Raw genomic sequence first — 14,008 nt, 5'->3', positions numbered from 1 at the left:
TCTTCCCACCTCCCCCCCACCCGGCCCCCGCGCACCACCGTACCCCCCCGGGCCGGGCCGCGCCCCCCCGGGCCCGGCTTCCGTGTCAGGTCACACCGGAGTGTGTCAGTTGTCGTACTCGTCCAGCGGCGGGCAGGAGCAGACCAGGTTCCGGTCGCCGAAGGCACCGTCGATGCGGCGCACCGGCGGCCAGTACTTCTCCGCGGCCACGACGCCGCCGGGGAAGACGGCCTCCTCGCGGGTGTACGGGTGGTTCCACTCGCCGCCCAGCGCGGCCGCGGTGTGCGGGGCGTTCGCCAGCGGGTTGTCCTGCGCCGGCCACTCGCCGCCCGCGACCCGCTCGATCTCCGCGCGGATGGCGATCATCGCGTCGCAGAACCGGTCGATCTCGACCAGGTCCTCGGACTCCGTCGGCTCGATCATCAGCGTGCCGGCCACGGGGAAGGACATGGTCGGAGCGTGGAAGCCGTAGTCGATCAGGCGCTTGGCGATGTCGTCCACGCTCACGCCCGTCGCCTTCGACAGCGGGCGCAGGTCGATGATGCACTCGTGCGCGACCAGGTTGCCCGGGCCGGTGTAGAGCACCGGGTAGTGCGGCTCCAGGCGCTTGGCGATGTAGTTGGCGCCGAGCACCGCGACCTGGGTCGCCCGCTTGAGGCCCTCGCCGCCCATGAGGCGCACGTACGACCAGGAGATCGGCAGGATGCCGGCCGAGCCCCACGGCGCGGCCGAGATCGGGCCGACGCCCGTCTCCGGGCCGGCGGTCGGCTGCAGCGGGTGGTTCGGCAGGTACGGGGCCAGGTGCGCCCGGACACCGACCGGGCCGACGCCCGGGCCGCCGCCGCCGTGCGGGATGCAGAAGGTCTTGTGCAGGTTCAGGTGCGAGACGTCGCCGCCGAAGTGGCCCGGCTTGGCCAGGCCCACCAGGGCGTTGAGGTTCGCGCCGTCCACGTACACCTGGCCGCCGGCCTCGTGCACCTGGGCGCAGATGTCGGCGACGTGCTCCTCGAACACGCCGTGCGTCGACGGGTAGGTGATCATCAGCACGGCGAGCTCGTCGCGGTACTGCTCGATCTTGGCGCGCAGGTCGTCCGCGTCCACCTCGCCGTCGTCGGCGGTCTTGACGACGACGACCTTCATGCCGGCCATCACGGCGGAGGCGGCGTTGGTGCCGTGCGCGGAGGACGGGATCAGGCAGACGGTGCGCTGCTCGTCGCCGTTGGCGCGGTGGTAGGCGCGCACGGCCAGCAGGCCGGCGAGCTCACCCTGGGAGCCGGCGTTCGGCTGGATGGACACCTTGTCGTAGCCGGTGACCTCGCAGAGACGTTCCTCCAGCTCGGAAATGAGCGTGAGGTACCCCTCGGCCTGCTCGACCGGGGCGAACGGGTGCAGCTGGCCGAACTCGGGCCAGGTCACCGGCTCCATCTCGGTGGTCGCGTTGAGCTTCATGGTGCAGGAGCCCAGCGGGATCATGCCGCGGTCCAGCGCGTAGTCCTTGTCCGCGAGCTTGCGCAGGTAGCGCAGCATCGCGGTCTCGGAGCGGTGCTGGTGGAAGACCGGGTGCGACAGGTACGCGTCCGAGCGCAGCAGGTTCTCCGGCAGCGCGTCGGCGGCGGTCTCGTCGAGCGCCTCGATGTCGGCGGTCACGCCGAAGGCGGCCCAGACGGCCTCGACGTGCGCGCGCAGGGTCGTCTCGTCGCAGGAGACCGAGACGTGGTCGGCGTCGACCTGGAAGAGGTTGACCCCGGCCGCGCGGGCCGCGGCGACGACCTCGGCGGCCTTGCCGGGCACCTTGGCGGTCAGGGTGTCGAAGTAGGAGCCGTGGACGAGCTCGACCCCGCCGGCGGTCAGGCCGGCCGCGAGCAGCGCCGCGTAGCGGTGCGTGCGGCGGGCGATCGAGCGCAGGCCGTCCGGGCCGTGGTAGACGGCGTACATGCCGGCCATGACGGCGAGCAGCACCTGCGCGGTACAGATGTTGCTGGTGGCCTTCTCGCGGCGGATGTGCTGCTCGCGCGTCTGCAGCGCGAGGCGGTACGCCTTGTTGCCGTCCGCGTCCACGGAGACGCCGACGAGGCGGCCCGGCAGCGAGCGGGCGTGCTTGTCCTGGACGGCCATGTAGCCGGCGTGCGGACCGCCGAAGCCCATCGGGACGCCGAAGCGCTGCGTGGTGCCGACGGCGATGTCCGCGCCGAGGGAGCCCGGGGAGGCGAGCAGCGTCAGGGCCAGCAGGTCGGCGGCGACGGCGACGATCGCTCCGAGCCCGTGCGCCTGGTCGATGACGGGCTTGATGTCCCGGACGGCACCGGAGGCACCCGGGTACTGGATCAGGACGCCGTAGATGCCACGCTCGGCGATCTCGGCGGGGATGCCGGCGGACAGGTCGGCGACGACGACCTCGATGCCGATCGGCTCGGCGCGGGTCTCGATCACGGCGATCGTCTGCGGCAGGGCGTCGGCGTCCACGAGGAAGACGTTGCCCTTGGCCTTGCCCACGCGGCGGGCGAGGGTCATCGCCTCGGCGGCCGCGGTGCCCTCGTCGAGCAGGGAGGCGCCCGAGGTCGGCAGGCCCGTCAGGTCGGCGACGACGGTCTGGAAGTTGAGCAGCGCCTCCAGGCGGCCCTGCGAGATCTCCGGCTGGTACGGCGTGTACGCGGTGTACCAGGCCGGGTTCTCCATCACGTTGCGCAGGATCACCGGCGGGGTGAAGGTCCCGTAGTAGCCGAGGCCGATCATCGGGGTGAGGACCTGGTTGCGGCCGGCGAGGCTGCGCAGCTCGGCCAGCACCTCGGCCTCGGTCCGGGCCTCGGGCAGCTTCAGCGCCTCGGCGCTCTTGATCACATCCGGCACCGCGGCGGCGGTCAGTTCGTCCAGCGAGCCGTAGCCCACGTGGGCGAGCATCTTCGCCTGCGCCTCGGCGTCCGGGCCGATGTGGCGCTGCTCGAAGGGGATGCCTCGCTCCAGCTGGGAGAGCGGAATGCGGTTGGCGGTCATGTACGGAGGCCTCCTGGGTCGTACGACCTGCGAGGGGCACCACGGCGCGGGCGCCCGGACGGCCTCCCCCTCTGTCATCTCAACCTGAGAGCTTCACCGGGTCCTGCGGGGGTGCCCGAAGGATCCGGCTTTCACCGTCGGTGAGGAGCAGAACCGGCACTGCGCCCGGTACCCGCACCTGCTTTCCAGAGTGGCCTCGTCCGTGCGGTACGTATGCCTGAGAGATTCCGGGGAGGATTTGCTCCTTCGGCGCCTCCGTCGAGCTGGTTGGAGGACTCTCCCGCACAGGGTCAGCAGCCATCACCCAGCCTACCAGCGAGGTTCCGGGACCTCCCTCGAGTGGCCCCCTCCCCGGATATGCCCTTTTGTAGTCATTACGCAGGAGCTGCGACCACGTGGAGGGACCGTGCAGACCGACATCGATCCGCGCAGCCTGATCGGCCGCAAGGCGTTCGACCGCAACGGCACCAAGATCGGGACCGTCGACGAGGTCTACCTCGACGATGCCACGGGCATGCCGGAATGGGCCGCGGTACGGACCGGCCTGTTCAGCCGGGACGCCTTCGTTCCCCTGGAACCGAGCGAGGTGGTCGGCGACAGTCTGCGGGTCCCGTTCGAGCGCTCCCTGATCCGGGACGCCCCCGATTTCGGCGTCGGCCGCCACCTCTCCCCCGAGCAGGAGCTGCAGCTCTACCACCACTACGGACTGGACGTCTCCCTCCCGTCCGACTTCCACAGTGATTTCGGCCACGTCGCCAACGCCGACCGCGAAGAGGACTAGGCCGGCCTCGACGGCGCCGGCTCCCCCACCAGCGGCAGCGGATCGGACGGCTCCAGCTCGGGGTCGTCCACCAGGAAGGTCCGGACGCGGCCGGGCTGCGATCCGGGCTGCTCGAACCGCACGGTCACCCGCCCGACCCCGCTGCCCTGCACCCACCCCGGCCCGTACACCGCGTGCCGTACGTCGCTGCCGGCCGCCCAGTGCCGCTCACGGGCCGGCTCCGGCCCCCCGGACGCCCCAGGCGCCCCAGGGGTCTCCTCGGCCTCCTGAGCCCCTGTGGACCCCCCGGGCTCCCCTTCTGCCGCCCACTCCCCGGCGGCGGCCAGGGACTGCGCGAACAGGTCCTCCTGGGTGTAGTCCGCCAGCCCGGTCACCCCGACCCCCAGCAGGCGCACGCCGCCGGTGGTGTCCACGGCCTCCAACAGCCGCCCCGCGGCCTCCCGCACCACCGCCGGGTCGTCGGTCGGGCCCCGCAGCGTCTCGGAGCGGGTCAGCGTCGAGAAGTCGTACCGCCTGACCTTCAGCACGATCGTCCGCCCGGAGTGCCCGGAGCCCCGCAGCCGCTGCACGCACCGGTCGGCGAGCCGCTGCACCTCGCCCCGGATCCGCACCCGGTCGTGCAGGTCCACGTCGAAGGTGTCCTCGACCGACACCGACTTCGCGTCCCGCTCGGCGACCACCGGCCGGTCGTCCAGCCCGAGGGCCATCCGGTACAGCCCGACGCCGTGCGCCCGCCCGACCATCCGCACCAGCTCGTCCTCGCCGGCCTCGGCCAGCTCCCCGACCGTGGTGATCCCGGCCCGGCGCAGGTGCTCCCCGGTGGCCGGCCCGACGCCCGGCAGGGTGCGCACGGACATGGGGGCGAGGAGCTCCCGCTCGGTCCCCGGCTCGATCAGCAGCAGCCCGTTCGGCTTGGCCTCCTCGGAGGCCACCTTCGCCAGCATCTTCGACCCCGCCAGGCCCACCGAGCCGCTCAGGCCCGTCGCCGCCAGGATGTCCGCCCGCAGCCGCTGCCCGGTGGCCAGCGCCGACTCCGCGTCCCGGGCCACCCCGCCGGCCTCCAGGTCCACGAAGGCCTCGTCCAGGCTGAGCGGCTCCACCAGCGGGGACAGCTCCCGCAGCAGGCCCATGACCACGTCGCTGACCGACCGGTACAAGGTGAAGCGGGGAACCAGGTAGGCGCCGTTCGGGCAGAGCCGCCTGGCCTGCGCCATCGGCATCGCCGAATGCACCCCGAAGCGCCGGGCCTCGTACGAGGCGGTTGCGACCACCCCGCGCGGCCCGAGCCCGCCGACGATCACGGCCTTTCCGCGCAGGCTCGGCTTCGACGCCTGCTCCACGGAGGCGTAGAAGGCGTCCATGTCCAGGTGGAGGATGGTCGGCGCGGCTCTCACGGCCCTGATGCTGCCTTACGCCACTGACAATGCGGTGGCCCGGTACGGGCGGCCGGCTGCCCCGGGGGTCAGCCGGCCCGGTTGCGGCGGGCCGCCAGCTCGTCCGCCGGGTTGTGCCCGACCACCGTCTCGCCGGTGTCGACCCGCTCCCCGTGCAGCTGCGACAGGGCGTTCTCGACGTCGCGCCAGACCACGCCCACCGCGATGCCGAAGATGCCCTGGCCGCCCTGGAGCAGGCTCACCACCTGGTCGGGCGAGGTGCACTCGTACACGGTCGCGCCGTCGCTCATCAGCGTCATGCGCTCCAGGTCCGAGAAGCCGCGGTCCCGCAGGTGCTGGACGGCGGTGCGGATGTTCTGCAGCGCCACGCCCGTGTCCAGGAAACGCTTGACGATCTTCAGGACGACGACGTCGCGGAAGCTGTACAGGCGCTGGGTGCCGGAGCCGTACGCGGGCCGGACCGTGGGCTCCACCAGCCCCGTCCGCGCCCAGTAGTCGAGCTGGCGGTACGTGATGCCGGCCGCGGCGCACGCCGTCGGCCCGCGGTAGCCCACCTGCTCGCCGCCGCCCGTGGCGCCGACCGCCGATGCGGTTGGTGCGGTCTCCGGCTGACGGCGCGCGGAGCCCGCCGCACTGCCGTGGAGCGGGTACGGCCCACCGTCACTCCGTGCGGGGATGCCCCCGGTCGTACCGTCGCCCGTGACTCTCACGCCGACCCTCCGTCCTTGACCTGCCCCCTCGAAGGTAGGCAGTCACCAGGGGTGCGTCAACGATCGCCACACTCGGCACGCCGAGTGATAATCACCCTGAGAGTGGTTTCCCGTGCCCCTTGACGGGGCAAGGCTAACCGAATGGGCCGACGGTCCCCGCGGCTTTCCGGAACCGGCCTCTCACTGCGGCCCGGTGCCGAAGTCCTCCGGGGAAATCTGGTCGAGGAACTCGCGGAACTTCTCCACCTCGTCCTCCTGCTCGTCCGGAATGGCGATCCCGGCGTCGTCCAGCACGCCGTCGCTGCCGTAGATCGGCGTCCCCGTGCGCAGGGCCAGCGCTATCGCGTCGGACGGCCGCGCGCTCACCTCGACACCGCTCGCGAAGACCAGCTCCGCGTAGAAGACGCCCTCCCGCAGATCCGTGATCCGGACCTCGGTGAGCTCCTCACCGATCGCCTCCAGCACGTCCTTGAACAGGTCGTGGGTCAGCGGACGGGCAGGGGCCATGCCCTGCTGCGCGAAGGCGATGGCGGTCGCCTCCCCGGGTCCGATCCAGATGGGGAGGTACCGGTCGCCTCCCACTTCACGCAGGAGCACGATCGGTTGGTTCGAGGGCATTTCCACCCGGACACCCACAACGTCGAGCTCGTTCACACAGCAACCCTAGGACCTGCCCGGCAGGTTTGGGTAGTCGGGGCTCCGCGGCTCAGTGCAGACGGACCCCCAGAGCCGCCTGTACGAGGGCCTCGTGTAGCCGTACGGACAGTCCGGCGAGCTCTTTCGCGGTGGCCTCGGCGTGGGCCCGGGTCTGCGGGTTGCGGTGCCGGCGCAGCGGTGCCACGACCTGTTCCACCAGGCCCGCCTCCCGGTCCGCGGCGGCCTTCACGGCCCGCAGGTGCCGCGGCTCCAGCCCGTACCGGCCCAGGTCCGCGACCAGCCGGGCGACCGTCACCGCGTCCGCGTCGAATCCGCCGCCCGGGGCCTCCGCGAGCAGCCCGTACGACTCCCACTCGGCCAGCTGGGCCTCGTCCACCTCGGCCGCGGCCATCAGCTCCGCGCGGCCCACGCGGGCCGGGAAGGGCCGCTCCCGGCCCGCCCCGCCCTGGAGCGGGCCGTGACCCGCGGGATCGGCCGCGCCGTCCCCGTGCGCCGTGGGGGCCGGGATGCGGACCTGCTCCCCCCGGTCCAGCGCCTCCAGCTGCTCCCGGATGACCTTCAGGGGCAGGTAGTGGTCGCGCTGCAACCGCAGGATGCGGGCCAGCCGCTCCACGTCCTCGGTGCTGAACTTGCGATATCCCGAAGGTGTGCGTCGGGGCTCGACGAGCCCCTCCGCCTCCAGGAAGCGAATCTTCGAGATCGTGACTTCGGGGAACTCGTCGCGCAGCATGGTGAGCACCGTGCCGATGCTCACCAGCTGCCCGGCGGAGCCGGCGGTGCCGTTTCCGGCACCGCCCGTCGGAGTGCGCAGCATGGGACCTTCCCTGGGTTTCCCCCGGACACCGTCCGGGGGAAGGGTCAGACGCCCCGCAGGCTCGCGTAGAAGACCAGCCGGTACTTGCCGATCTGGACCTCGTCGCCGTTGTGCAGCGGCACCGAGTCGATCGGCTCGCGGTTGACGTACGTGCCGTTGAGGCTGCCGACGTCGGCGACGGTGAACCCGCCGTCCTGGCTCCTGCGGAACTCGACATGCCGCCGGGAGACGGTGACGTCGTCCAGGAAGATGTCGCTCTGCGGGTGCCGGCCCGCCGTGGTCAGCTCACCGTCCAGCAGGAAGCGGCTGCCCGAGTTGGGACCGCGCCGCACGATCAGCAGGGCGGAACCGGGGGGCAGCGCCTCCACCGCGGCCTGGGCCTCGGGGGACAGCGACGACGACACGTGTTGCCCCGACACCTCGGCCTCGTAGGCCTCCAGGCCCGAGATCGAGATGGTGGACGTGGTCTCCGAGGCACGCTCCGGCGTCAGACCCGCCCGCAGCGGCGCCCCGCAGTTGGAGCAGAACCGGCTGGCCGCATCGCTGCGGTGCCCGCACCTGCTGCAAACCTGCTCGGCCGACATGGACGGCTCCTCGCGCCGCGGCTGCCCCGCGGAGGCATGGGTGGCATACGGGTCGGGAGCAAACCCTCCACCCGTACTGGAGGTTGATGGTTCACCGAAACCTATGCGGCCGGAAGCGGCAGGGTCAACAGCCGACGCGCCCTGCGCACCCGAAACATCACCCGCACCCGCGACCTCGTCCCGGAAGAGCGGCCGATCCCCCTGACCCTGCGGCTCCCCCTGACCCGCGCGGTGCGACGGCGCGCCGCCTTCCTCGCGGCTCTTCTTTCCGAACAACTTCTCAAACAACTTCACGGGCGATTCCCCTTGAACGAAACAGACCCGCCCGTGGGGCAGGACGAACTCCGAATGCACACACCTGCCGACCCGGACATCTTCACAACGTCCGAAACCACCAGACAGTTTCCACCACGCGCCACGACTTCGGTGCGCCGACCCCCCGCAGGCACCAGCCCGCGTGAGCCCGTCCGCTCTCCGTCCCGCATCACTGCGATGACGACCGAGCGTAGTCAGGCTGCTTCGCAGCCCGCAAGGCATCCACAACGATCTTCGCCGACCGTGTGACGGCGACGGTGGCCTGTTCCTTCTCCAGCGTCTGCACCACACCGCCCGGGATGTTCAGCGCGGGCTCCAGGTCCTGCGGCTTTCCGATCACCCTGAACTCGTAGGGCTGTGTGATCTTCTTACCATCGATGCCGATCCCGCCGCCTTCGTCCGAGAAGTACGAGCCCGCCACGACCCTCACCCCGTTGACCTGGATCGCCTCCGCCCCGGCCGCCCGCAGCTCCTGAAGGGTGTCCAGCAGCTGGTCGGACTGCACCTGGCCCCGGGGATCGGTGATCCGCAGCGTGATGCCCGGCCCCTGGGCTGCCACCGTACCGGCCAGGATCCCGAGTTGACGCTCCTTCTCCACCGTCTGCCTGCGCGCCTCCTCGGCCTGGTTCGAGCTGCTCTCCAGCTCCCGGCGCTGGTCCTCCAGCCGCTGCTTCTCGTCCTCCAGGCGCTTGGTCCGCCCGTCCAGCTCGTCCAGGATGCGCACGAGGTCCTCCTGACGGGCCCCGCGCAGCGCACTGGAATCACTGTTGGACCGCACCTGGATGGCCAGGCCCAGCCCCAGGACGAACAGCAGCAGCGCCACGATCAGTTGGGCCCGGCTCAGCCGCGGCGGCCACAGACCCGCCGCCAGCCGCTGCCGGCCGGTCGGCCCGGGCCGCGGCGCGGCCTGCGCCGCCGGCTCCCCGCCGGAACCGCCCGGCTCCGCGCCGGACGGCGCCGAGGCGCCCCGGCCCTCTTCGTTCTGCTGCGCCCGCTCGTCCCGCGGCGACTGCTCCGGGACCTTCGGCTCCTCGGGCGGGGTGTCGTTCGTACTCATCGGTGCCTCACGCCCGGAACACGTGCCGGCGGATGGCCGCGGCATTGGAGAAGATGCGGATGCCCAGGACGACCACGACACCCGTGGACAGCTGCGAGCCCACGCCCAGCTTGTCGCCGAGGAACACGATCAGCGCGGCCACCACCACGTTCGACAGGAACGACACCACGAACACCTTGTCGACGAAGATGCCGTCCAGCATCGCGCGCAGACCGCCGAACACCGCGTCCAGCGCCGCCACCACGGCGATCGGCAGATAAGGCTCCACCACGGCCGGCACTTCGGGCCGGACCAGAAGTCCGACCACCACTCCGGCCACGAGGCCCAGTACCGCGATCACGATGCACCCTTCTTCGGCTCTTCTGCTGTAGCTGTACGCACGGTCAGGCTCGACGCGGCCGGCAACCGCACCTCATCGGCCGGGGAGAGGGTGTAGCGGATCCCGTAGCTCTCCTGCAGCACGTGCAGGTACTGGCCGTCCACCGAGTCCTGGAACGCGGTCGGCAGCCGCTTCCTGTCCCCCACCGCCAGCACCTCGTACGGCGGTACCAGCGGCCTGTTGTCGACCAGTATCGCGTCACCCGCGGCCCTGATCGCCGACAGTGCCGTCAGCCGCTGCCCGTTGATGGACATCGCCTCGGCACCGGACTCCCACAGCCCGTTGACGATCCTCTGCATGTCCCGGTCCCGCAGCCGGCCGGTGTCCGAGAACCCCGTGTTCTCCCGCGGCTTGCCGCCGCCGCCCGAGGACGAGCCCTTGGCGTCGTCCACCACCAGCTTCAGCCCCGGACCGCGCACCTCCGTGGCCCCCGACAGCAGCGCCACCCGCTGCCCCTGGTCACCGCCTTGCTGCTTCAGCGCCGCCCGCTGCCGGCCCGCCACGTCCGCCCGCAGCCGCTCGATGTCCCGCTCCAGGCCGTCCGCGCGCCCGTCGGCCCGCTCCACCCGGTCGATCAGCTCCTGGCGCTCCTTGGCCAGCACGGGCGCCGCCACCCGTGTCTGCGCCGCCCCGAGCGTGACGACCATCGCGGCGAGCACCAGCCCGGCGGCCAGGGCCAGCTTGGCCTTGAGGGTCCGCGGCAGTCCCGCCGTGCCCTCCGCCTCGCGCCGGGCCGACGCCTCCGCATAGCCCTCGTCGAGACTGTGGTCCATCACGTGCGTCAGCAGCGACATGGACGCGTCCGGGCGCGCATACGACGCCGGCGCCGTACTCCGGTTGTGGGGCGGCTGCGACATGTCGCTCATCGTCGCACGTCGGCGCCGCCCGCACCGAATGCGCCCGATCGGTGGACCGGGGCCGCACGGCGCCCCGGTCCACCGATCAACCCGTCACCGCCGGGCGGTCACCGCCCGGCGCCGTCCACCACCCCCGCCCACTCCTCCAGCAGGGCCTGCGCGGAGGCGTCGTCGGGGCCCTCGGCCCACAGGTGCGTCACGGCCTCGGCCGGGTCCGGCAGCACCAGCGCCCACCGCCCGTCCGCCTCGACCACGCGCACGCCGTCGGTCGTGTCCACCTGCCGGTCGCCGGCCGCCTCCACGACCCGCCGCATCACCAGCCCCTTCACCGCCCACGGGGTCGGAACGTCGCGCTTGAGCACATGGGCGCGTGGTATCCGCGCATCGATCTGGCTCAACGTGAGCTGCGTCCGCGCCACCAGCCCGATGAGCTGCACGAACGCCGCCGACCCGTCGAAGACGCTGCTGAACTCCGGAACGATGTAGCCGCCCCGGCCGTCACCGCCGAAGATCGTGTTCTCCGCGCGGCCCACGCGCGTCAGGTCGTCGGGCGAGGTCGTCGTCCACTCCACCTGCGTCCCGTGGTACGCCGCCACCTGCTCGGCGATCCGCGTCGTCGTCACCGGCAGCGCCACCTTGCCGCTGCGCTTCTCCGCGGCCACCAGGTCGAGCAGCACCAGCAGCGCCCGGTCGTCCTCGATGATCCGCCCCCGCTCGTCCACGAGCGAGATCCGCTCGCCGACCGGGTCGAACCGCACCCCGAACGCGGCCCGCGCCGAGGCGACGATCTCCCCGAGCCGCACCAGCCCGGCCCGCCGCGACTCCGCGGTCTCCGTCGGCCGGGACTCGTCGAGTCCGGGATTGATCGTCAGCGCGTCCACCCCGAGCCGGCCCAGCAGGCTCGGCAGGACCAGACCCGCACTTCCGTTCGAGGCGTCCACGACCACCTTCAGCCCGGAATCCGCGATACCGGTGGTGTCCACCCGCCGCAGCAGCGAGCCGGTGTACGAGTCGAAGATGCTCGACGGGAACTGCAGGTCGCCGATCTCGCCGGGGAACGCCCGCCGGTACTCCTGACGCGCGAACACACGGTCGAGCTTGCGCTGCTGCGCCTGGGACAGGTCCGCCCCGCGCTCGTCCAGGAACATGATGTCCACCGAGTCCGGCACACCGGGCGAGGTCCGCAGCATGATCCCGCCGGCACTGCCGCGCGCGGTCTGCTGGCGCGCGACCGGCAGCGGCACGTTCTCCAGGTCCCGTACGTCGATGGCGCTGGCCTGGAGCGCCGAGATCACGGCCCGCTTCAGCGCGCGGGCGCCGCGGGAGTGGTCGCGGGCGGTGGTGACGATGGCACCCTTCTTCAGCATCGTCGCGTAGGCGCCCGCGAGCCGGACGACCAGCTCGGGGGTGATCTCCACGTTCAGGATGCCGGTGACGCCGCGGGCGCCGAACAGGTGCGCCTGCCCTCGGGACTCCCAGATCACCGAGGTGTTGACGAAGGCCCCGGCCTCGACCGTCTTGAAGGGGTAGACGCGGACGTTCCCCTGGACGATCGATTCTTCACCGACGAGGCACTCGTCGCCGATGACGGCCCCGTCCTCGATGCGGGCCGCCCGCATGATGTCGGTGTTCTTGCCGATGACGCAGCCGCGCAGGTTGCTGTGGGGGCCGATGTAGACGTTGTCGTGGACGACGGCCTTGTGCAGGAAGGCCCCGCTCTTGACGACCACGTTGGATCCAACGACGGTGTGCTCGCGGATCTCGACGCCCGCCTCCACCTTGGCGTAGTCCCCGATGTAGAGCGGCCCGCGCAGCACCGCGTCCGGACTCACCTCGGCGCCTTCGGCGATCCAGACGCCGGGCGAGATCTCGAAGCCGTCCATGTCGATCTGGACCTTGCCCTCGAGCACGTCGGCCTGCGCCTTGACGTAGCTCTCGTGCGTGCCGACGTCCTCCCAGTAGCCCTCGGCGACGTAGCCGTAGATGGGACGGCCTTCCTTCATCAGCTGCGGGAAGACGTCACCGGACCAGTCAACCGGAACGTCCGGGTCCACGTAGTTGAAGACCTCGGGCTCCATGACGTAGATGCCGGTGTTGACGGTGTCGGAGAAGACCTGGCCCCATGTGGGTTTCTCGAGGAACCGCTCGACCTTGCCCTCCTCGTCCACGATGGTGATGCCGAATTCCAGCGGGTTCGGCACCCGTGTCAGGCACACCGTGACGAGTGCGCCCTTCTGCTTGTGGAAACGGATGAGGTCGGTGAGGTCGAAGTCGGTGAGGGCATCGCCGGAAATGACGAGGAATGCATCGTCCTTCAAGGCCTCCTCGGCGTTCTTCACACTGCCGGCTGTGCCGAGTGGCTTCTCCTCATTGGCATAGGTGAGCTCCATTCCGAGCTCTTCGCCGTCACCGAAGTAGTTCTTGACGAGTGACGCCAGGAACTGGACGGTGACCACGGTTTCGTTGAGCCCATGCCGCTTGAGCAGCCTGAGCACGTGCTCCATGATCGGCCGGTTGGCGACCGGCAGGAGCGGCTTGGGCATGCTCGAGGTCATGGGGCGAAGGCGGGTGCCTTCGCCTCCGGCCATCACGACGGCCTTCATGTCGGAAGAGTCCTCCTTGGGAGACGACGTTCCGGCCGATCTCACCCGTCTCGAACGGTGACTCCGCAACTCCTCCGCGTCAGACCCTTGCCGAGCGAGTTCAATCGACCGCGGCGTCCGCCTTCACGAGTCGGCGGACTTGGACCACGTAAAGGATTCCTGCCCACCAATAGAGGGTTGTACCCCAACCCGCGAACGCCCATCCGAAAACTGACCCCATCCAGGCCAACCAACCCGTTCCGTCACTGAGCAGCAGCAGCGGGAAGGCGTACATCAGGTTGAAGGTCGCGGCCTTGCCGAGGAAGTTGACCTGCGGGGGCGGATAGCCGTGTCGGCGCAGGATCCAGACCATCACCAACAGCATCAGCTCGCGCGCGAGCAGGGCTCCGGTGAGCCACAGCGGCAGAATGCCGCGATAGGTGAGACCGAAGAGGGTGGAGAGGATGTACAGCCGGTCAGCGGCGGGATCGAGCAGCCGGCCCAGGCTGCTGATCTGGTTCCACTTCCGCGCGAGCTTCCCGTCGAGGTAGTCGCTGACCCCGCTGAGCATGAGGACGGCGAGCGCCCATCCGTCGTGCTCCGCCAGAATCAGCCAGAGGAACACGGGCACGCCGACGAGCCGAGCCATGCTCAGGATGTTCGGAATCGTGAAAATCCGGTCCGTCTGAACCCGAGTCTCCTGGACCTCCACCCGGGGGCCTCCACTTTGAACGTACGAACGATGCCACCCGACCCTACAGGACCCCAGCCCCGCCCCTGAACGCAGAAAAACCCCGCACCAGAAGGTGCGGGGCTTTCCCACAATGATTGTTCGGCGGCGTCCTACTCTCCCACAGGGTCCCCCCTGCAGTACCATCGGCGCTGAA

General features: G+C 70.9%; 12 protein-coding genes and 1 riboswitch. Of the genes, 1 reads left to right on the top strand and 11 read right to left on the bottom strand.

Annotated elements, in window-relative coordinates; all coding sequences use genetic code 11:
• Positions 1-105: 105 nt before the first annotated feature.
• Positions 106-2,991, bottom strand: coding sequence for an aminomethyl-transferring glycine dehydrogenase (gene gcvP, locus AB0953_RS35020; protein ID WP_366863644.1), 2,886 nt, complete (start codon positions 2,989-2,991; stop codon positions 106-108).
• 195 nt (positions 2,992-3,186) lie between these two features.
• Positions 3,187-3,284, bottom strand: a riboswitch (glycine riboswitch).
• A gap of 113 nt (positions 3,285-3,397) precedes the next feature.
• Here gcvP and AB0953_RS35015 point away from each other — a divergent pair.
• The gene (locus tag AB0953_RS35015; RefSeq protein WP_366863643.1) at positions 3,398-3,772 is read left to right on the top strand and encodes a PRC-barrel domain-containing protein; all 375 of its coding nucleotides are present in this window, start codon (positions 3,398-3,400) and stop codon (positions 3,770-3,772) included.
• On the opposite strand, the gene AB0953_RS35010 is transcribed toward AB0953_RS35015, so the two are convergent.
• The 10 genes from AB0953_RS35010 to AB0953_RS34965 form a co-directional block, all read right to left on the bottom strand.
• Positions 3,769-5,166, bottom strand: a complete 1,398-nt coding sequence (locus tag AB0953_RS35010; protein ID WP_366863641.1) for a DNA polymerase IV — start codon at positions 5,164-5,166, stop codon at positions 3,769-3,771. The two genes, AB0953_RS35015 and AB0953_RS35010, sit on opposite strands and share 4 nt — an antisense overlap.
• Before the next feature lie 68 nt (positions 5,167-5,234).
• Positions 5,235-5,876 carry a MerR family transcriptional regulator gene (locus AB0953_RS35005; protein ID WP_366863640.1) on the bottom strand — a complete coding sequence of 214 codons (642 nt, stop codon included), beginning with the start codon at positions 5,874-5,876 and terminating at the stop codon, positions 5,235-5,237.
• 180 nt (positions 5,877-6,056) lie between these two features.
• Entirely contained in the window at positions 6,057-6,530 is a 474-nt protein-coding gene (locus tag AB0953_RS35000; RefSeq protein ID WP_030009777.1) for a bifunctional nuclease family protein, read from the bottom strand.
• A 52-nt stretch (positions 6,531-6,582) separates the two neighbouring features.
• Positions 6,583-7,347 carry a MerR family transcriptional regulator gene (locus AB0953_RS34995; RefSeq protein ID WP_366863638.1) on the bottom strand — a complete coding sequence of 255 codons (765 nt, stop codon included), beginning with the start codon at positions 7,345-7,347 and terminating at the stop codon, positions 6,583-6,585.
• Positions 7,348-7,391: 44 nt separating this feature from the next.
• On the bottom strand, positions 7,392-8,333 hold the full coding sequence (locus AB0953_RS34990; RefSeq protein WP_366863645.1) for an FHA domain-containing protein: 942 nt from the start codon (positions 8,331-8,333) through the stop codon (positions 7,392-7,394).
• A gap of 82 nt (positions 8,334-8,415) precedes the next feature.
• Entirely contained in the window at positions 8,416-9,303 is an 888-nt protein-coding gene (locus tag AB0953_RS34985; protein WP_366863637.1) for a DUF881 domain-containing protein, read from the bottom strand.
• A gap of 7 nt (positions 9,304-9,310) precedes the next feature.
• Complete coding sequence (locus tag AB0953_RS34980; protein ID WP_030158423.1) at positions 9,311-9,643, bottom strand: small basic family protein; 333 nt, start codon at positions 9,641-9,643, stop codon at positions 9,311-9,313.
• Positions 9,640-10,539, bottom strand: a complete 900-nt coding sequence (locus tag AB0953_RS34975; protein ID WP_366863636.1) for a DUF881 domain-containing protein — start codon at positions 10,537-10,539, stop codon at positions 9,640-9,642. Before AB0953_RS34975 ends, AB0953_RS34980 begins: the two co-directional genes overlap by 4 nt.
• A 107-nt stretch (positions 10,540-10,646) precedes the next feature.
• Positions 10,647-13,142 (bottom strand): mannose-1-phosphate guanyltransferase, encoded by a 2,496-nt coding sequence (locus AB0953_RS34970; protein ID WP_366863635.1) that lies wholly within the window; start codon positions 13,140-13,142, stop codon positions 10,647-10,649.
• A 100-nt stretch (positions 13,143-13,242) separates the two neighbouring features.
• On the bottom strand, positions 13,243-13,833 hold the full coding sequence (locus tag AB0953_RS34965; RefSeq protein WP_366863634.1) for a CDP-alcohol phosphatidyltransferase family protein: 591 nt from the start codon (positions 13,831-13,833) through the stop codon (positions 13,243-13,245).
• Positions 13,834-14,008 lie beyond the last annotated feature (175 nt).

The sequence above is a fragment of the Streptomyces sp. NPDC046866 genome (assembly GCF_040704625.1).
Classification (GTDB): Bacteria; Actinomycetota; Actinomycetes; order Streptomycetales; family Streptomycetaceae; genus Streptomyces.
The sequence above is the reverse complement of the archived record's forward strand: the minus strand, read 5'-3'. Positions and strand labels throughout refer to the sequence as shown.